Here is a 17168-nt window from a genome sequence, read left to right on the forward strand (position 1 = left end):
ATAAAAATTGCGTTGCGGCGACAATAGTAGCAGAAAGGGCCGCCAGGCGCAGGGCGGTTCGGCTCAGGCCGGTGCGTCATCCACCGGCGGCGGTAGCCACGCCTGACAAAAATCGAACCAGCCGTGGGCGGTCAGCGTCACGCCATGCATGCGCGGCGGCGCGCTGATCTGATACTGGTAGTGAAACAGCGGCGTGATGATGGCGGCGGCCATCAGCTGTTGATAATAGGCCTGCAGCCGTGCGAAGCGCGGTTGCTGCGCCTGCAGCTGCTGGATCTGCCGCAGCGTATCCTGTTGCTGCTGCCAGCGGCTTTCCGTGAGGATGCCGCGCCACAGCGTATCCTGCCGCAGCCAACTCTCCAGCGTCGCCTCCGGCGCTTCGCCGATCAGGTTGTCCGCCAGCAGCAGATCGGCCTGGGCGATCTGTTCCTCGCTTTGCCAGCGCTTGCCGGCGTAGTAGCGCACTTCCAGCTCGCAGCCGTGCTGCGCGAGCAACCGCTGTAGTGCGGCCGTCACCGTTTCCAGCTCGACCGGTGGCCGATACAGCAGCGTCAGCCGGGCGGGCAGGGCGACGTCCTCTTCGACCTGTTGGTGCGGGATGCGCCAGCCGGGCAGCATTTCATGGCTGGGGGTGATCACGCTGTTGGGGATCGGCAGATGGCTCAGCAGGCCGGACTGCTGGATCAGCATCAGCAGCTTTTGCCCTTGGGCTTCGCTCAGCACGCCGTGGCGCAGGTTCAGCGCCAAATAACACCAGCCCAGGCTCATGCTGCGCTGCACCGGCCGGGCCTGCGCCAAATCGTCTTGCTGGCCTATGGTGATGCGCACCGGATGCTGGCAACTGGCGTCGGCGCCGGCGGTAGGTAAATCGGGGGTGATCCAGTATTCGATGGTATCCAGATACGGATGCTGCAGATGATAACCGGCGTGCTGTTCCAGCCGTACCAGTTGCGGCTCATTCAGTGTCAGCTTGAACGGGCCGGCGCCGATGGCCGGCAGCTCCGGGTGCGTCATCAGGCAAGGCAGCTCCGCCAGCCGGTGGGCCAGCCAGTAGTCCGGCAGGTGCAGATCGAACTGAATGCACAGCGGATGCGGCAGGCTGATGCGCGCGACGTTAGCCAGGCTCGGTTGGCTGCGCGGATGGCGCTGCAGTTTTTCCAGCGTTTGCAGCAGCTGGTGGCCGGTCAACGGTTCGCCGTTGTGCCAGCGCAGCTGGCTGCGCAGAAAGAAGCGCCAGCGCAGGCCGCGATCGCTAATCTGCCAATGGTGCGCCAGATCGGGTTGCGGTTCCGGGTTACCGGTCATCAGGCGCGTCAGTCCGGCGTGCAGGGTCGACACCAGATGTTGCTCGGCGCGGCCGGTCAGCGTGAGCGGGTCGAGCGCTTCCAGCGTGCGGTAATAGGGAATGCGCAGCGTCGGGCTGCCGGCCTGCCATTGCCCGCCGAGGTGCGGGCTGAGCAGATCCTGCAGGTGCTGCGGATCGAGCTGCGCCATCTCCAGCGCCCCCTGATGATTGCCCTGTTGCAACAGCTGCTGCAACAGCTGCGCGCGCAGCTCATCCGGGGTTTTCAGGCAGTGCAGGCTGGCGCGTTTGCCGCGGCCGGGCTGCGAATGCCAGCTCAGCCAGCCCTGATCCTGCAGCTGCTGCACCAGCGTGCGGGCATGGCGTTCGCTGCAGTAGAACATCGCCGCCAGCTCGCCGATGGTCACGGCGACCGGCGCGCTGCCGAGCTGATGGTACAGGCGTTGATATTGGCTGAGACGGTGAACCAGGCGCATGGGCAGAAATCCGGAACAGTTTTTTCAAATTGTTCACTATTACTTCCGCAAATGCCATCCCATACTGCAGTGATTGTAATCGCGTTCACATTCAAGAGGTCTTTATGTATCGCCTGGCGGCTTTCGATATGGACGGCACGCTGTTGATGCCGGATCACCGGGTTGGTCCGGAAACGCTGGCGGTGCTGAACCAGCTGGTGGAGCGGGAGATGGTGGTGACCTTCGCCACCGGGCGGCACTACCTCGATGCGCAACCGATCATGGCGCAACTGGGGCTGCAGGGTTACCTGATCACCGGCAACGGCACGCGGGTATATGACAACCGCGGCCAACAGCTGCACGCCACCGACCTGCCGGCGGAGATCGCCGAAGAGGTGCTGCATCATCATTGGCGCACCCGCGCCAGCATGCATGTATTCCGCGACGAAGGTTGGCTGACCGAGTTTCCCGTGCCGGAAGAGATGCTGCGGGCGCACCACCTGAGCGGCTTTCGTTTTCAACTGGCCGATGTGCGCCGTCTGCCGGCGTTCGGCAACAGCAAGGTGTGCTTTGTCGCGCCGCATGAAGAGTTGCTGGCGTTGCAGGTGCAGCTGCGGGCGCAGTTGGGCGACGAGGCAGACCTGTGCTTTTCCGCCTACGACTGTCTGGAGGTGCTGCCGCTTGGTTGCAACAAAGGCACGGCGCTGGAGCGGTTGAGCCGTCACCTGGGGCTGACGATGGCCGACTGCATGGCGTTCGGCGACGCGATGAACGACAAAGAGATGCTGGGAGCGGTGGGGCACGGCGTGGTGATGGGCAACGCCCTGCCGCAGCTGAAATCCCTGCTGCCGCAGCTACCGGTTATCGGCCATTGCCAACAACAGGCGGTGGCCCACTATTTACAACATTGGCTGTGTTCACCTTGCCTCACCTATTCCCCCGAAGAATGAGGTTCTCCTTACAGCCGGCCGGGTATGACTACCCGGCTTTTTTTTACCCGAAGCCTGGCGTTACAAATCCGCCAGCTGCGCGAGATACGGCTGCAGATCGCCGATGTTGTTGCTGACCCATTCCGGGTTGTAATAGGTATCCAGATAACGCTCGCCGCTGTCGCACAGCAGGGTGACGATCGCCCCTTGCTCGCCGTTTTCCCGCATCTGCTTCGCCAACTGCAGCGCACCCCAAACGTTGGTGCCGGTAGAGGCGCCAACCTTGCGGCCCAGCACGCCTTCCAGCCAGTGAATGGTGGCGACGCTGGCGGCATCCGGCACGCGCAGCATGTTGTCGACCACCGCCGGGATGAACGACGGCTCGGCGCGCGGGCGGCCGATGCCTTCGATACGGCTGCCGCAGCTGCCGATCAGGGTGCGATCGCCGTGGTGGAAGCAGTCATAGAACACTGAGTTTTCCGGATCGACCACCGTCAATTGGGTGTCGTGCCCCTGATAGCGGATATAGCGCCCCAGCGTGGCGGAGGTGCCGCCGGTGCCGGCGCTCATCACGATGTGTTTCGGCACCGGGAAGGGTTCGCGCGCCATCTGGCGGAAGATGCTGTCGGCGATGTTGTTGTTGCCGCGCCAGTCGGTGGCGCGCTCGGCGTAGGTGAACTGATCCATATAGTGGCCGTTCAGCTCTTTCGCCAGCTGTTCGGAGGCGGCGTAGATCTGGGCGGCGTGATCGACGAAGTGACAGCGGCCGCCATAGAAGGCGATCTGCTCCACCTTGCGGCGCGCGGTGCAGGACGGCATCACCGCGATGAACGGCAGGCCGATCAGACGGGCGAAGTAGGCTTCGGACACCGCGGTGCTGCCCGAAGAGGCCTCGATGATGGTGGTGTTCTCGGTGATCCAGCCGTTGCACAGGCCATAAAGGAACAGCGAGCGCGCCAGGCGGTGTTTCAGGCTGCCGGTCGGGTGGGTGCTCTCATCTTTCAGGTACAGGCAGATGCCGGGAAACGCCGGCAGGTTCAGGCGAATCAGATGCGTATCGGCGGAGCGCTGAAAATCCGCTTCTATTTCACCGATAGCATATTTTACCCAAGAGTTTGTCATGATTTGGCCTCAGAATAGGGGGCTGGTTTATGGCGTAGCATAGCCTGTCGGCGGGAAAAAAGGATTGCCATTTTCCCTGTTTAATCGCCTAATGAGAGAAAATTTTTCTCCTGGTGGCCGCTATGTTAGATAAAACAGACCGTAAGCTGCTGTGCATGCTGCAGCAAGATTGCACCCAGTCGCTGCAGGCGCTGGCCGATGCGGTCAATTTGACCTCGACGCCGTGCTGGAAGCGCCTGAAGCGCCTGGAGGACGAGGGCTATATTCGCGGCCGAGTGGCCTTGCTGGATAATGAAAAGCTCGGCCTGGGGTTGACGGCGTTCGTGCTGATCAAGACCCAGCAGCACAGCAGCGAGTGGTATCAGGCGTTTGTGCAGTTGACCAGCCAAATGCCCGAGGTGCTGGCGTTCTACCGGATGGCGGGGGAGTATGACTACCTGATGCAGGTCGAGGTGGCGGACATGAAAAGCTACGACGGCTTTTATAAGCGCCTGGTGAACGGCGTACCGGGCCTTATTGACGTCACCTCGAGCTTTGCCATGGAAAAAATCAAATACACCACCGCGCTGCCGGTGCCGGAGTGAAAAGTTCACCGGACGGGCGGCTCAACGATGGTATCCTGCTCTGCTGAAGCAGAAAAAGAGACAAATCCCATAAAATCCTGGAATCAAACTGCGTGAGATTATTTGCACAAATCGGCTGGTACTTCCGCCGGGAGTGGCGCCGCTACCTCGGGGCGGTGGTGCTGCTGATCGTCATCGCCATCCTGCAACTGTTGCCGCCTAAGCTGGTCGGCATCATCGTGGACGGCGTCACCGAAAAACAGATGTCCGCCGGCGTGCTGATGGCCTGGCTCGGGCTGATGATCGGCACCGCGATCGTCGTTTACCTGCTGCGCTATGTGTGGCGGGTATTGCTGTTCGGCGCCTCTTACCAGCTGGCGGTCGAACTGCGCGAAAACTTTTACCGCCAGCTCAGCCAACAAAACCCGGCGTTCTACCTGCGCCACCGCACCGGCGACCTGATGGCGCGCGCCACCAACGATGTGGATCGCGTGGTGTTCGCCGCCGGTGAAGGCGTGCTGACGTTGGTGGATTCGCTGGTGATGGGGGTGGTGGTGCTGGTGGTGATGAGCACCCAAATCAGCTGGCAGCTGACGGTGTTGGCGTTAATCCCGATGCCGCTGATGGCGATCGCCATCAAATATTACGGCGACCAGCTGCACCAGCGCTTTAAATCGGCGCAGGCGGCGTTTTCCAGCCTGAACGATCAGGCGCAGGAAAGCATGACCAGCATACGCATGATCAAGGCCTTTGGGCTGGAAGATCACCAATCGAACCGCTTCGCCGATGTCGCGGCGCAGACCGGGGCCAAGAACATGCACGTGGCGCGGGTGGATGCGCGCTTCGATCCGACCATTTATATCGCCATCGGCGCGTCTAACCTGTTGGCCATCGGCGGCGGCAGCTGGATGGTGGTGAACGGTTCACTGACGCTCGGGCAACTGACCAGCTTTGTGATGTACCTCGGCCTGATGATCTGGCCGATGCTGGCGCTGGCCTGGATGTTCAATATCGTCGAGCGCGGCAGCGCGGCCTACAGCCGCATCCGCAGCCTGCTCGATGAGGCGCCGGCGGTGCAGGATGGCCCGCAGGCGTTGCCGGCCGGGCGCGGCGTGTTGGACGTGGATATCCGCGCGTTCCACTACCCGGACAACCCACATCCGGCGCTGCATGACGTGGCGCTGACGTTGAAGCCGGGGCAGATGCTGGGGCTGTGCGGGCCGACCGGGGCCGGTAAGTCGACATTACTGTCGCTGATCCAGCGCCAGTTCGACGTCGACCAAGGGCAGATCCGCTATCACGGCCTGCCGTTGCCGCAGGTCAAACTCGATGACTGGCGTTCGCGGCTGTCGGTGGTGAGCCAAACGCCGTTCCTGTTCTCCGATACCGTGGCGAACAACATCGCGCTGGGCCATCCGGGGGCGACGCAGGCGCAGATCGAACAGGCGGCGCGGTTGGCCAGCGTCCATGAGGACATTCTGCGGCTGCCGCAGGGCTATGACACCGAGGTGGGCGAACGCGGCGTGATGCTGTCGGGCGGGCAGAAACAGCGCATCTCCATTGCACGAGCGCTGCTGCTGGATGCGGAGATCCTGATCCTCGACGATGCGCTGTCGGCGGTGGATGGCCGTACCGAACACCAGATCCTGCACAACCTGCGCAGCTGGGGGCAAGATCGCACGGTGATCATCAGCGCGCACCGGCTGTCGGCATTGACCGAAGCCAGCGAGATCCTGGTGATGCAGCACGGCGGCGTGGCGCAGCGCGGCGATCCGGCGGCGTTGGCGTCGCAGCCGGGCTGGTATCGCGATATGTACCGTTATCAGCAGCTGGAAGCGGCGCTGGACGAGGCGCCGGAAAACGGCGAGGAGGCGTTGGCCGATGAATAAAGTGCAAAAGCTGTGGCCGACGCTGAAGCGGCTGCTGGCCTACGGCTCGCCGTACCGCAAACCGCTGGGGCTGGCGGTGCTGATGCTGTGGATCGCGGCGGCGGCGGAAGTCGCCGGGCCGATCCTGGTGAGCTATTTTATCGATAATTACGTCGCCAAAGGGCAACTGCCGCTGATGATCGTCGGCGGGCTGGCGGCGGCCTACATTCTGCTGGAGCTGCTGGCGGCGGCGCTGCACTACTTCCAGGCGCTGCTGTTCAACCAGGCGGCGGTGGGGGTGGTGCAGCGGCTGCGCACCGACGTGATGGACGCCGCGCTGCGCCAGCCGCTCAGCGCCTTCGACACGCAACCGGTCGGGCAATTGATCTCGCGCGTTACCAACGACACCGAAGTGATCAAGGATCTGTACGTGATGGTGGTCTCCACGGTGCTGAAAAGCGCCGCGCTGATCGGCGCCATGCTGGTGGCGATGTTCAGCCTCGACTGGCGCATGGCGCTGGTGGCCATCTGCATCTTCCCGGCGGTGTTCGTGGTGATGGGCATTTATCAATATTACAGCACGCCGATCGTGCGCCGGGTGCGCAGTTATCTGGCGGACATCAACGACGGTTTCAACGAAGTGATCAACGGCATGGGCGTGATCCAGCAATTCCGCCAGCAGGTGCGCTTCGGCGAGCGCATGAGCGCCGCCAGCCAGTCGCACTATCTCGCGCGCATGCAGACCCTGCGGCTCGACGGTTTTCTGCTGCGGCCGCTGCTCAGCCTGTTTTCGGCGCTGGTGCTGTGCGGTTTGCTGATGTTGTTCGGCTTCAGCGGCGAAGGCGTGATTGGCGTCGGCGTGCTCTATGCCTTCATCAACTACCTGGGGCGTTTGAACGAACCGCTGATCGAGCTGACGTCACAACAGTCGATCCTGCAGCAGGCGGTGGTGGCCGGCGAACGTATTTTCGAACTGATGGATCGCAGCCAGCAGAGCTACGGCGCCGACGATAGTCCGTTGGCCGGCGGCCGTATCGACATCACCGATCTGAGCTTCGCTTACCGCGCGGACAAAAAGGTGCTGCAGCATATTTCGCTGTCGGTGCCGTCGCGCGGCTTCGTGGCGCTGGTCGGGCACACCGGCAGCGGCAAGAGCACCTTGGCTAACCTGCTGATGGGTTATTACCCGGTCAGCGAGGGGGAAGTGCGTCTCGATGGCCGCCCGATCTCCAGCTTGTCGCACCGCACGCTGCGCCAGGGCGTGGCGATGGTGCAGCAGGATCCGGTGGTGATCGCTGATTCGGTGCTGGCCAACGTCACGTTGGGGCGCAATATCGAGGAAGACGCCGTTTGGCGGGCGCTGGAAACGGTGCAGCTGGCGGATCTGGTGCGCGGCTTCCCGCAGGGTATCCACACCCGCCTGGGGGAGCAGGGCAATAACCTGTCGGTCGGGCAGAAACAGCTGCTGGCGATGGCGCGGGTCTTGGTGCAGGCGCCGCAGATCCTGATCCTCGACGAGGCGACCGCCAATATCGACTCGGGCACCGAACAGGCTATCCAGCGCGCGCTGCGTGCGATCCGCGAGCACACCACGCTGGTGGTGATCGCCCACCGGCTGTCGACCATCGTCGATGCCGATTCCATTTTGGTGCTGCATCGCGGCCAGGCGGTGGAGCAGGGCAACCATCAGCAGCTGCTGGCGCAGCAGGGGCGTTACTACCAGATGTACCAGCTGCAGTTGGCGGGCGAACAACTGGCGGAAGCGGTGCGCGAGGAGAGCCAACCCGCCTGAACATGGGCCGCGCTCGCGGCCCTTCTTTCTTTCCAACGCACCATAAGCAGGCAAACCATCTGGGCCACGCCCCCTTTCTGCACTTTTTCGACGCGATGCGCACCAAATCGGTGCGCATTATTTAACCTGTCCAAGGTATCGGTGCCGTGCCGCCTCGCGGCTGCGCCCGCGTGCCCGCTAATCCGCTGAATCGCCCTACAAAATTAAATTTGGCACAGCCCTTGCTACATATGACGCGTACCAGGGGTGAGTTTGGGCTTAATTCGTGGAGGGGCAATATGAAGCTGGTGACCGTGGTAATCAAACCGTTCAAGCTGGAGGACGTGCGCGAGGCCTTGTCCTCCGTGGGCATTCAGGGGTTGACCGTAACCGAAGTGAAGGGCTTTGGCCGCCAGAAGGGGCACGCCGAGCTGTATCGCGGCGCCGAATATAACGTCAACTTCCTGCCCAAGGTCAAAATCGATATCGCCATCGCCGACGATCAGTTGGATGAAGTGGTTGATGTGATTAGCAAAGCCGCTTACACCGGCAAAATCGGCGACGGCAAAATTTTCGTTGCCGAATTGCAACGCGTGATCCGCATTCGCACCGGCGAAACCGACGAATCGGCACTGTAACCGCGAACTCAGTTAAGTGATGGGGATGATTGATAATGAAAAGACTGTTATCCATGTTGGGCCTGAGTTCGGTAACCCTGGTTCCTTCTTTGGCCCTGGCCGCCCCGGCGGTCGCCGATAAGGCCGACAACGCCTTTATGATGATCTGCACCGCGTTGGTGCTGTTCATGACGCTGCCGGGCATCGCGCTGTTTTACGGCGGTCTGCTGCGCGGTAAAAACGTGCTGTCGATGCTGACGCAGGTCACCGTCACCTTCGCGTTGGTCTGCGTGCTGTGGGTGCTGTATGGCTACAGCCTGGCGTTCAGCGAAGGCAATGCGGTGTTCGGCGGATTCGAGACGGCGATGCTGAAAGGCATCGGCATCGACAGCGTCACCGGCAGCATCAGCCAGATGATCCACGTCGCTTTCCAGGCCTCCTTCGCCTGTATCACCGTGGCGTTGGTGGTGGGTGGCTTCGCCGAACGCATTCGTTTCTCGGCGGTGCTGATCTTCGCGATCCTGTGGTTCACGCTGTCTTATCTGCCGATCGCGCACATGGTGTGGGGTGGCGGTTACCTGGCCGCCGACGGCGCATTGGACTTCGCCGGCGGCACCGTGGTGCACATCAACGCCGCCAGCGCCGGGTTGATCGGCGCCTACCTGATTGGCAAACGCGCCGGCTTCGGTAAAGAGGCCTTCAAACCGCACAACCTGCCGATGGTGTTTACCGGGGCGTCCATCCTGTATATCGGCTGGTTCGGCTTCAATGCCGGTTCCGCCAGTGCGGCCAACGGCATTGCGGCCTTGGCATTCCTCAATACCGTGGTTGCCACTGCGGGCGCCATTCTCTCCTGGACCTTCGCCGAGTGGGTGCTGCGCGGCAAGCCTTCATTGCTGGGCGCCTGCTCCGGCATGATCGCCGGGCTGGTTGCAGTGACGCCGGCGGCGGGCACCGTGGGGGTGGGCGGGGCGTTGATCATCGGCCTGGTGGGCGGCGTTGCCGGCCTGTGGGGCGTCGTGACGCTGAAAAAATGGCTGAAAGTGGACGACACCTGCGACGTGTTCGGTGTGCACGGGGTGTGCGGCATCGTCGGCTGCCTGTTGACCGGGGTGTTCACCGCCTCTTCACTGGGCGGCACCGGTTACGCCGAAGGGGTGACGATGGGCCATCAGGTCTGGATCCAGCTGGTGAGCGTGCTGATCACGCTGGTGTGGTCGAGCGTCGCCGCCTTTATCGCCTTCAAGATCGCGGGCGCGATGGTTGGATTGAGAGTGCCGGAGGAGCAGGAACGCGAGGGGCTGGACGTCAACAGCCACGGCGAGAGCGCCTACAACCAATAAGGCTCAAAGCAGGGCAGTGCGCTAAAGACTAAAATAATGATGAAGCCAAAAGGGGCGATGGAAACATCGCCCCTTTCTTTATGCTGCGGATCAGGCGTCGCGTTGGCGAATCACCCCTTCCTGCACGGTGGTGGCGACCAGTACGCCGTCGCGGGTATAAATCTGGCCGCGCACAAAGCCCCGTGCGCCGGAGGCGGAGGAGCTCTCCACCGCGTACAGCAGCCAGTCATCCATGCGGAACGGACGGTGGAACCACATTGAGTGGTCAATGGTGGCCACCTGCATGCCCGGCTCGAGGAAACCGACGCCGTGCGGCTGCAGCGCCGTCGGCAGGAAATTAAAGTCCGACGCGTAGCCCAGCAGATATTGGTGGATGCGCTGATCGTCCGGCATGCTGCCGTTGGCGCGGAACCACACATAGCGATGCGGTTCTTCCACGCTGCCTTTCAGTGGGTTATGGAATTTCACCGGGCGCATTTCGATCGGCTTCTGGCCGATAAATTTTTCGCGCACTTTTTCCGGCAGCATATGCGCCAGCTTCTGGGCGATCTCAGATTCAGACAGCAGCCCTTCCGGCGGCGGCACGTCCGGCATCAGGTTCTGATGCTCGAAGCCCGTTTCCGGACTTTGGAAGGAGGCGGTCATATAGAAGATAGGTTTGCCGTGCTGGATGGCGCTGACGCGGCGCGCGCTGAAGCTGTTGCCGTCGCGCAGGGTTTCCACGTCGTAAACGATTGGTTTGCTGCTATCGCCCGGGCGCAGGAAGTAGCTGTGGAACGAATGCACGCTGCGCTCGTCCGGCACCGTCTGTTTGGCGGCGTACAACGCCTGGCCGACCACCTGCCCGCCGAATACCTGGCGCAGCCCCAGATCTTCACTCTGACCGCGGAACAATCCTTCTTCGATTTTCTCCAGATCCAGCAGATCGAGGAGGTTTTGCAATGCCTGGCTCATAAAGTTGTTACCTTTCTAATAATCATTTTGCGCAGTGTGCGGAATATCACGGCGCGGCGTCAACATTTTGCGTTAAGGGCCGATGAGAATGCTCTTAATCATGGACGCTGTGGGCTGCTTAAGTGATTAATAGGCGGGGTAAAGTGGATTTATCAGTGTTTTGTGCTAGGTTTAATAGGTGAGGTGGTGAAAGCCACCAACATGTTGATAATAAAAAAGGAGACCGATCCATGAAACTCTGGCAAATCGTAGGCGGTGCCGCGGCACTGACGATCACGCTGGCAGGATGCGCGCAAAAGAGTGCCGATGTGCCTACACAGGCGGCCGGTAACCCGGCGGCTGCGCAAACGCAGATTCAGGGCCCGGCGGTGACAGGTTCGGTTAATATACGTCAGCGCATTGCGCTGCCGCCGGACGCCGTACTGACGGTCACCCTCTCTGACGCTTCGCTGGCAGATGCGCCGTCCAAAGTGATTGCACAGCGCGCGGTACGTACTGAAGGGCAGCAGGCGCCATTCAGCTTTACGCTGCCGTACAACCCGTCCGACATCCAACCGAATGCGCGCATCATTCTGAGCGCGGCGGTGACGGTCAACGGGCGCCTGATGTTCATTACCGACACCATCCAGGAAGTGGTTAACCGCAACGGCACCCGCGCCGATCTGCTGCTGGTTCCGGTTCAGGGTGTGCCGATTCAGGCTGCGCCAACCGCCATGCAGTAAACTTACTGCGGTACAGCAAGATGAAATCAACAGCCTTTGCGCTTCGGCCAAAGGCTGTTTTGTTTTACCAGCGCCAGCCGTAGCGTTCGAAATCGACCGTGCTGTGCGGGCCGAAAATTATCCCCTCCGCCAGCAGTGCCTGCCGTTGCCGTTGAAAATCCTCCCCCTGCTGCGAGATCTGTCCGTGCCGGTTGATCACCCGGTGCCAGGGCAGCGTGCTGCCTTCGGGCAAACGCCGCAGCACGCCGCCAACCTGACGTGCGGCGCGCGGCGAGCCGGCCAGCCGGGCGACTTCACCGTAAGTGGTGACTTTGCCGAACGGGATGGCGGCCACGATATGGAAAACCCGCTGGCTGAAAGAGGCGTCTTCTGGTTGCATATTGCTGTTCCTGCACGAGTCAAAACCCAGGCGAAGAGTGTGCCACAGCGCAGGTGGGTAAGAAAACAGCGGTTGGCCCCGGTTGGCTTGCTATTTGGTGGGGCATCGCCGATAATGCCCACCGCTTCAGAGTACAGAAGCCGTCAATGGGGGCCCTGTTGGTTCTCCCGCAACACTAACTTGTGAACTCGGTCAGGTCCGGAAGGAAGCAGCCGCAGCAGGTGACGTGTGTGCCGGGATGTAGCTGGCAGGGTCCCCACCCATTTGGGCTTCGCCAATCCGCGCTTTTGTCACCTCTCTTCCACGTATCTATTATCCATTTCTGTCATCAGGCAGAGCGACACGCATTTCTTTTCTTCTCGCCCTCAATTCTTTTGGATAATGAATTAGCGGTGCTGGGGTGAAGGCATAGTGAGGCGGCCGATGAGGTAACCTGTCTCGATTAAAAAAGAAAATTGTTTCCGGACAATATTATTATCGAAAGAGGGAACGTAAATGAAGTTTTACTGTCAATAGGAAAAGTACGTATTTAACTTGAACATTGAGGCCGATAAAAGCATCGGCTCAACGCGTTGGGGGGCTGATTATCTGACATATTTCCAAACGGAGGTGGGGATTTTGTCATACAGTTTGTTCATGGTGAGCTCTGCCAGACGGTGATCGGCCGCTGAGTAAAACAGCTCCAGTTCATCATCGGAAAGCTCGTACTTATTTTTCTCAATAACACGTTCGAGAGTATCAATCGTGGTGCATTTACGTAAACGCATCAGATAGTCGGTTTTAGTCATGGTGGCCTTTAGTTTAATAACCGTAAAATAGCTTGGGAATAATTATCCCCTAAGTTTTCATTGTCGTACAGATGTCCTCTCCTGAGAACATTCTGAATAATCTCGCCTTGGTTTTTTGCCAGCGGCGCAGGTCGGAATCATTGATACCATAGCTGCTGAACAGCGTATAGGTATCGTCGAGATATTCTTCGACTAACTCCGACAGGTCAGATTCGTCCATGTATTTAATTTTATAACTCATCACAAACGAAGCGATATGTTCGATCAACTCATTAAGCTGCAGGTTGACGGAGGACGTCGGATCGTTGACCCACCCATGATGACTGTCTCCCAGGGTAGCGATACCTTCATCATACAAATTTTCGCACAAGAATTTGAGCTGAGCAATGTCGTGCCGCTTAGGCGAATACTCATCCATATCATCCCCTCCGTAAGTCTTAATTGCGGTGTGATAACACTATGTGAGTAAGCTGATTTACATCATGAACGGAGGCAGCTTAACGGTGGTTAAATAAACTTCCCGTAAAATGAATATAAATCATTTTTTCGCGTTTGGCCTGTAGTTATTACGTAAACTTACAATTCATCCGCAGTTGATGGGCGTGAGTTATCAATGATGTCGAAGATTAAACCCCGAGACGTCACTTGAAACCGGACGCTGTCGTTGATGATATCTTCGCTGTTGATATCCAGGCAGGCATTAAAAATGCCCCACTTATAACGATAACTCATTGAATAATCGCCGCCACCTTGTTGCACTATATCAAGTATTTCTAATGAATCTTCGGCATAGCGTGCGCTTTCAGAATAAAAGCTGAGTCCGCTGGTCAGCGCCGGCACTAACTCCGCGCTATTGTCATTAATCAATTTCTTTAATTTTTTAACAGAAAGTGCGTTGACTTCCAGGTTACAGGCAAGGGTAACAAGCATTAATCTCGGCCAACAACAATGTTATCTGCTTATCTTACTCCTTTTCCGCCCTCGTCGGTAAATTTTTCGATTTACCGCTGTTCTTTACCTTACGCCAACATTCCAACCGAATGGAAATAGCCCTGAGTTTTGTAAGGGGGACGGGGGAAGATCCGCTGTGCGAGGGATTGTTACGTTCCGTTGCATTATTGTCGCGCCATAGCTTGAGATACGGCAGTTGTTGTGATGTTATATTATAACCATTAACCTGTCATTTTGGTCACCACATTGATTCCCACTTCGCAACATGGCGCCGCGCCGTCACTGAATTCGTTGTTCACCACCTCCGCTGCCGCGCGTTGTGCGGGTTCGGCTGTGCTGCTGGCCCTGCTGTGGCTCGGCATCTTTTGGGCGGTATCGCTGCCATGATCACCCTGCGCCAGTTGGTGCTGGGCTATGGCGCCACGCCGCTTTTTCCGCCGCTGAGCGGGCAGTTTACCTCCGGCTCGCTAACCGCGGTGGTGGGCGTCAATGGGGCCGGAAAATCGACATTGCTGAAAACGCTCGCCGGTTTGCTGCCGCCGATGAGCGGCAGCCTGAATTTTAGCGGCGGAAAGCCGCCGCGCAGAGCTTATTTGCCGCAGCAGGCGGAACTGGATCGGCAATTCCCGATCGCGGTGAGCGATCTGGTGGCGATGGGCTGTTGGCCGCAAAGCGGCATGTTCGGAGGCATGAACAAGCGTGCGGCGAGCCAGGTCAATGAGGCGTTGGCGAGCGTTGGCATGAGCGCGCTGGTGCGCAACCCGGTGGGCGAGCTGTCCGGCGGTCAGCTGCAGCGGGTGTTGTTTGCGCGCCTGCTGGTCCAACAAGCGCCGCTGATTTTGCTGGATGAACCTTTCACCGGTATCGATAGCGCCACCACGCAGATCCTGCTGCAGGCGATCGCGCAACTGCACCGGCAGGGGAAAACGGTGATCGCCGTGCTGCACGATATGTCGATGGTCGCCGAGCATTTTCCGCAGGCGCTGTTGCTGACGCCGCAGGCTTGCCACTGGGGCGCGGCCGAGCAAGTGCTGGAGCAGGTGCCGAGGCATCACACCGCCGAACGGCAGCCGGATCTGCGGGCGGTGGCGCCATGATGCTGTTGCATGGGCTTATCGATCCTTTCCTCTCTTTCGGTTTTATGCGTCGCGCGCTGATGGCTTGCCTGGCGTTGTCGCTCAGCGCCGCCCCGCTGGGCGTGTTTCTGCTGCTGCGCCGCATGAGTCTGGTCGGGGATGCCTTGTCCCACGCGGTGTTGCCGGGCGCGGCGATCGGCTATCTGATCTCCGGCATGTCGCTGGTGGCGATGGGCGTAGGCGGCTTTATCGCCGGGCTGGCGGTGGCGATGTTGTCCGGCCTGGTGAGCCGCCGCACGCCGCTGAAAGAGGACGCCAGCTTCGCCGGATTCTATCTGGGCTCACTGGCGCTGGGGGTCACGCTGGTCTCGCTGCGCGGTTCCAGCGTGGATCTGCTGCACGTGTTGTTCGGTTCGATCCTGGCGGTGGATGCGCAGGCGATGCTGATGGTCGGTGCGATCGCCTCGGTTTCGCTGCTGGCGCTGGCGGCGCTGTACCGCGCGCTGGTGATCGAATCCTTCGACGTCACTTTCCTGCGCGTTAACGCGCCGCGCCGGTTGGCGCTGATCCACGGCCTGTTTTTGGCGCTGGTGGTGGTCAATCTGGTGGCGGGATTCCAGATCCTCGGCACCCTGATGTCGGTTGGGTTAATGATGTTGCCCGCCGCCAGCGCGCGCTTCTGGGCGCGCAATCTGCCGCAGACGCTGGCGACGGCGATGGGCATCGGCGCGCTTTCCAGTCTGATGGGGCTGGTGTGGTCCTATCACGCTTCGCTGCCCGCCGGCCCGGCGATCGTGCTCAGCGCCAGCATCCTCTTTTTTGTCTCAATCCTGTTTGGAACGCGCGGGGGCATTTACGCCTTTGCGCGCCGTTGAGAAGTGCCATTTGCAAGGAGAAAGTATGAAACGTTTACCTATATCGCTGGCGGTTGCTGCTCTGCTGGCCAGCCCATTGGCGATGGCGAAGACCGTCGACGCCGTCGCCAGCTTTTCCATTCTGGGAGATATCGTCAAGCAAGTGGGCGGCGATCACGTCAAGGTCAGCACGCTGGTGGGGCCGGATGGCGATCCGCACAGTTTCGAGCCTTCGCCGCAGGACGGCAAGAAGCTGGCTCAGGCTGATGTGGTCTTCGTCAGCGGCCTGGGGCTGGAAGGGTGGATCGATCGCCTGGTCAGCGCTTCGGGTTATAAAGGGCAGGTGATCACCGCTTCACAGGGCATCAACACCCGCCAGATGGAAGAGGATGGCAAACCGATTACCGATCCTCACGCGTGGAACAGCATGAAAAACGGCGTACAGTACGCCACCAACGTGATGCACGCCCTGATCGCCGCCGATCCTGAGGATGCCAACTATTTTCGCCAGCGCGGCGCCGACTACATTCAGCAGCTGCAAAAGTTGGATCTGTGGGCCAAAACCCAGTTCGCCGCAGTGCCGCCGCAGAAACGTAAGGTGCTGACCAGCCATGATGCTTTTGGCTACTTTGGGCAAGAGTATGGCGTCACCTTCCTTGCCCCGGTCGGATTTTCCACCGAAGCGGAAGCCAGCGCCAGCGACGTGGCGAACCTGATTAAGCAGATTAAACAGGAGAAGGTTAACGCTTACTTTATCGAAAACCAGACCGATCCGCGGCTGGTGAAACAGATTGCCGCCGCCACCGGCGCCAAGGCGGGCGGCGAGCTGTACCCTGAAGCGCTCTCCCGCGCCGGCGGCCCGGCGGCCACCTATGAGCAGGCGTTCAAACACAATGTCGACACGCTGCTGAGCAGCATGAAGTAATCTCTGCCCCCCGCCCGCGGGTGGGGGACAGCTTGCAGGCACTTTCTCGCCATAAAAAAAGCCCCGTTGAGCAGCAACGGGGCTTTGCGACAGATGACACTTGGGAGTTAACGCTTTTTCTTACGTCCCTGTACCGCTTTGAATCGCGGATTGCTTTTACAGATCACATAGATGCGGCCACGACGACGCACGACTTTGCAATCCGGGTGGCGGTTTTTCGCCGAACGCAATGAACTCAATACCTGCATGGGGTTTCCTTGTTACTTATTGCCGATAAAGCGGCCAAAGCGCTGCTGGAAGCGCGCCGTGCTGCCTTCTTTGGAATAGTCTTTCTGCTTGCCGGTGTAATACGGATGCGAAGCGGAAGAGACGTCGAGGGTGACATACGGCCAGCTTTCGCCGTCCAGTTCGATAGTGCGATCGGTTTTGATGGTCGATCCCACTTTGAAGTAGGCATTGGCGCTGACGTCGTGGAACACCACGGTGCGGTAATCGGGGTGGATGCCGGGTTTCATAATGGCCCTCTCGTGTAATGTTATACTATAACA

At 59.8% G+C, this 17168-nt stretch carries 19 protein-coding genes and 1 other RNA gene; 11 read left to right on the forward strand and 9 right to left on the reverse strand.

Translation table 11 applies throughout. The annotated features are described in order from the left end of the window. Nucleotides 1-63: 63 nt before the first annotated feature. The gene (locus ACP39K_RS07390; protein WP_115116170.1) at nucleotides 64-1779 is read right to left on the reverse strand and encodes an SgrR family transcriptional regulator; all 1716 of its coding nucleotides are present in this window, start codon (nucleotides 1777-1779) and stop codon (nucleotides 64-66) included. A gap of 104 nt (nucleotides 1780-1883) precedes the next feature. Between ACP39K_RS07390 and cof the strand changes: the two genes are divergently transcribed. Further along, the gene (gene cof, locus ACP39K_RS07395) at nucleotides 1884-2708 is read left to right on the forward strand and encodes an HMP-PP phosphatase (RefSeq protein WP_497008400.1); all 825 of its coding nucleotides are present in this window, start codon (nucleotides 1884-1886) and stop codon (nucleotides 2706-2708) included. Between the two features lie 60 nt (nucleotides 2709-2768). Here cof and ACP39K_RS07400 read toward each other — a convergent pair whose 3' ends face one another. Beyond that, nucleotides 2769-3809 carry a PLP-dependent cysteine synthase family protein gene (locus ACP39K_RS07400; RefSeq protein ID WP_049299677.1) on the reverse strand — a complete coding sequence of 347 codons (1041 nt, stop codon included), beginning with the start codon at nucleotides 3807-3809 and terminating at the stop codon, nucleotides 2769-2771. Nucleotides 3810-3931: 122 nt separating this feature from the next. On the opposite strand from ACP39K_RS07400, the gene ACP39K_RS07405 reads away from it, so the two are divergent. The 5 genes from ACP39K_RS07405 (at nucleotide 3932) to amtB (ending at nucleotide 9971) form a co-directional block, all read left to right on the forward strand. Further along, complete coding sequence (locus ACP39K_RS07405) at nucleotides 3932-4393, forward strand: Lrp/AsnC family transcriptional regulator (RefSeq protein ID WP_004940330.1); 462 nt, start codon at nucleotides 3932-3934, stop codon at nucleotides 4391-4393. 92 nt (nucleotides 4394-4485) lie between these two features. After that, nucleotides 4486-6261 (forward strand): multidrug efflux ABC transporter permease/ATP-binding subunit SmdA, encoded by a 1776-nt coding sequence (gene smdA / locus ACP39K_RS07410; RefSeq protein WP_497008401.1) that lies wholly within the window; start codon nucleotides 4486-4488, stop codon nucleotides 6259-6261. Beyond that, on the forward strand, nucleotides 6254-8032 hold the full coding sequence (gene smdB, locus ACP39K_RS07415; RefSeq protein ID WP_016928850.1) for a multidrug efflux ABC transporter permease/ATP-binding subunit SmdB: 1779 nt from the start codon (nucleotides 6254-6256) through the stop codon (nucleotides 8030-8032). Before smdA ends, smdB begins: the two co-directional genes overlap by 8 nt. Nucleotides 8033-8310: 278 nt before the next feature. Further along, the gene (gene glnK / locus ACP39K_RS07420) at nucleotides 8311-8649 is read left to right on the forward strand and encodes a P-II family nitrogen regulator (RefSeq protein ID WP_004940327.1); all 339 of its coding nucleotides are present in this window, start codon (nucleotides 8311-8313) and stop codon (nucleotides 8647-8649) included. 35 nt (nucleotides 8650-8684) lie between these two features. Next, on the forward strand, nucleotides 8685-9971 hold the full coding sequence (amtB, locus tag ACP39K_RS07425; RefSeq protein WP_004940322.1) for an ammonium transporter AmtB: 1287 nt from the start codon (nucleotides 8685-8687) through the stop codon (nucleotides 9969-9971). Between the two features lie 90 nt (nucleotides 9972-10061). Here amtB and tesB read toward each other — a convergent pair whose 3' ends face one another. Further along, the gene (gene tesB, locus ACP39K_RS07430; protein ID WP_016928847.1) at nucleotides 10062-10925 is read right to left on the reverse strand and encodes an acyl-CoA thioesterase II; all 864 of its coding nucleotides are present in this window, start codon (nucleotides 10923-10925) and stop codon (nucleotides 10062-10064) included. 230 nt (nucleotides 10926-11155) lie between these two features. Between tesB and ACP39K_RS07435 the strand changes: the two genes are divergently transcribed. After that, nucleotides 11156-11647, forward strand: coding sequence for a YbaY family lipoprotein (locus tag ACP39K_RS07435; protein WP_016928846.1), 492 nt, complete (start codon nucleotides 11156-11158; stop codon nucleotides 11645-11647). Between the two features lie 64 nt (nucleotides 11648-11711). Here ACP39K_RS07435 and ACP39K_RS07440 read toward each other — a convergent pair whose 3' ends face one another. Beyond that, on the reverse strand, nucleotides 11712-12026 hold the full coding sequence (locus ACP39K_RS07440) for an MGMT family protein (protein WP_004940317.1): 315 nt from the start codon (nucleotides 12024-12026) through the stop codon (nucleotides 11712-11714). Between the two features lie 156 nt (nucleotides 12027-12182). Between ACP39K_RS07440 and ffs the strand changes: the two genes are divergently transcribed. Further along, nucleotides 12183-12279: signal recognition particle sRNA small type (ffs, locus tag ACP39K_RS07445), an RNA gene on the forward strand. A gap of 331 nt (nucleotides 12280-12610) precedes the next feature. Here the strand turns inward: ffs and hha are convergent. From hha to ACP39K_RS07460, 3 genes are all read right to left on the reverse strand, one after another. Further along, nucleotides 12611-12814 (reverse strand): hemolysin expression-modulating protein Hha, encoded by a 204-nt coding sequence (gene hha / locus ACP39K_RS07450; RefSeq protein WP_004940313.1) that lies wholly within the window; start codon nucleotides 12812-12814, stop codon nucleotides 12611-12613. Nucleotides 12815-12863: 49 nt separating this feature from the next. After that, nucleotides 12864-13232 (reverse strand): Hha toxicity modulator TomB, encoded by a 369-nt coding sequence (tomB, locus tag ACP39K_RS07455; protein WP_004940312.1) that lies wholly within the window; start codon nucleotides 13230-13232, stop codon nucleotides 12864-12866. Between the two features lie 158 nt (nucleotides 13233-13390). Continuing rightward, nucleotides 13391-13744 (reverse strand): hypothetical protein, encoded by a 354-nt coding sequence (locus ACP39K_RS07460; protein ID WP_048795900.1) that lies wholly within the window; start codon nucleotides 13742-13744, stop codon nucleotides 13391-13393. A 404-nt stretch (nucleotides 13745-14148) separates the two neighbouring features. Between ACP39K_RS07460 and ACP39K_RS07465 the strand changes: the two genes are divergently transcribed. From ACP39K_RS07465 to ACP39K_RS07475, 3 genes are read left to right on the forward strand one after another with little or no spacing between them, the layout of a single operon-like run. Next, on the forward strand, nucleotides 14149-14862 hold the full coding sequence (locus ACP39K_RS07465) for a metal ABC transporter ATP-binding protein (protein WP_497008402.1): 714 nt from the start codon (nucleotides 14149-14151) through the stop codon (nucleotides 14860-14862). Then, entirely contained in the window at nucleotides 14859-15716 is an 858-nt protein-coding gene (locus tag ACP39K_RS07470) for a metal ABC transporter permease (RefSeq protein ID WP_161544447.1), read from the forward strand. Before ACP39K_RS07465 ends, ACP39K_RS07470 begins: the two co-directional genes overlap by 4 nt. A gap of 25 nt (nucleotides 15717-15741) precedes the next feature. Then, nucleotides 15742-16620 (forward strand): metal ABC transporter substrate-binding protein, encoded by an 879-nt coding sequence (locus ACP39K_RS07475; RefSeq protein WP_244757982.1) that lies wholly within the window; start codon nucleotides 15742-15744, stop codon nucleotides 16618-16620. A gap of 107 nt (nucleotides 16621-16727) precedes the next feature. Here ACP39K_RS07475 and ykgO read toward each other — a convergent pair whose 3' ends face one another. Both ykgO and ACP39K_RS07485 read right to left on the reverse strand, forming a co-directional pair. After that, entirely contained in the window at nucleotides 16728-16868 is a 141-nt protein-coding gene (ykgO, locus tag ACP39K_RS07480; RefSeq protein ID WP_004940304.1) for a type B 50S ribosomal protein L36, read from the reverse strand. A gap of 12 nt (nucleotides 16869-16880) precedes the next feature. After that, on the reverse strand, nucleotides 16881-17135 hold the full coding sequence (locus tag ACP39K_RS07485; RefSeq protein WP_004940303.1) for a type B 50S ribosomal protein L31: 255 nt from the start codon (nucleotides 17133-17135) through the stop codon (nucleotides 16881-16883). Nucleotides 17136-17168 lie beyond the last annotated feature (33 nt).

It is taken from the genome of Serratia sp. EC4, assembly GCF_059652115.1.

Excerpts from the sequence above, each read along its gene's own strand:
- ACP39K_RS07390 (WP_115116170.1), bottom strand. The coding sequence starts at position 1,779 with ATGCGCCTGGTTCACCGTCTCAGCCAATATCAACGCCTGTACCATCAG.
- cof (WP_497008400.1), top strand. The coding sequence starts at position 1,884 with ATGTATCGCCTGGCGGCTTTCGATATGGACGGCACGCTGTTGATGCCG.
- ACP39K_RS07400 (WP_049299677.1), bottom strand. The coding sequence starts at position 3,809 with ATGACAAACTCTTGGGTAAAATATGCTATCGGTGAAATAGAAGCGGAT.
- ACP39K_RS07405 (WP_004940330.1), top strand. The coding sequence starts at position 3,932 with ATGTTAGATAAAACAGACCGTAAGCTGCTGTGCATGCTGCAGCAAGAT.
- smdB (WP_016928850.1), top strand. The coding sequence starts at position 6,254 with ATGAATAAAGTGCAAAAGCTGTGGCCGACGCTGAAGCGGCTGCTGGCC.
- glnK (WP_004940327.1), top strand. The coding sequence starts at position 8,311 with ATGAAGCTGGTGACCGTGGTAATCAAACCGTTCAAGCTGGAGGACGTG.
- amtB (WP_004940322.1), top strand. The coding sequence starts at position 8,685 with ATGAAAAGACTGTTATCCATGTTGGGCCTGAGTTCGGTAACCCTGGTT.
- tesB (WP_016928847.1), bottom strand. The coding sequence starts at position 10,925 with ATGAGCCAGGCATTGCAAAACCTCCTCGATCTGCTGGATCTGGAGAAA.
- ACP39K_RS07435 (WP_016928846.1), top strand. The coding sequence starts at position 11,156 with ATGAAACTCTGGCAAATCGTAGGCGGTGCCGCGGCACTGACGATCACG.
- ACP39K_RS07440 (WP_004940317.1), bottom strand. The coding sequence starts at position 12,026 with ATGCAACCAGAAGACGCCTCTTTCAGCCAGCGGGTTTTCCATATCGTG.
- hha (WP_004940313.1), bottom strand. The coding sequence starts at position 12,814 with ATGACTAAAACCGACTATCTGATGCGTTTACGTAAATGCACCACGATT.
- tomB (WP_004940312.1), bottom strand. The coding sequence starts at position 13,232 with ATGGATGAGTATTCGCCTAAGCGGCACGACATTGCTCAGCTCAAATTC.
- ACP39K_RS07460 (WP_048795900.1), bottom strand. The coding sequence starts at position 13,744 with ATGCTTGTTACCCTTGCCTGTAACCTGGAAGTCAACGCACTTTCTGTT.
- ACP39K_RS07465 (WP_497008402.1), top strand. The coding sequence starts at position 14,149 with ATGATCACCCTGCGCCAGTTGGTGCTGGGCTATGGCGCCACGCCGCTT.
- ACP39K_RS07470 (WP_161544447.1), top strand. The coding sequence starts at position 14,859 with ATGATGCTGTTGCATGGGCTTATCGATCCTTTCCTCTCTTTCGGTTTT.
- ACP39K_RS07475 (WP_244757982.1), top strand. The coding sequence starts at position 15,742 with ATGAAACGTTTACCTATATCGCTGGCGGTTGCTGCTCTGCTGGCCAGC.
- ykgO (WP_004940304.1), bottom strand. The coding sequence starts at position 16,868 with ATGCAGGTATTGAGTTCATTGCGTTCGGCGAAAAACCGCCACCCGGAT.
- ACP39K_RS07485 (WP_004940303.1), bottom strand. The coding sequence starts at position 17,135 with ATGAAACCCGGCATCCACCCCGATTACCGCACCGTGGTGTTCCACGAC.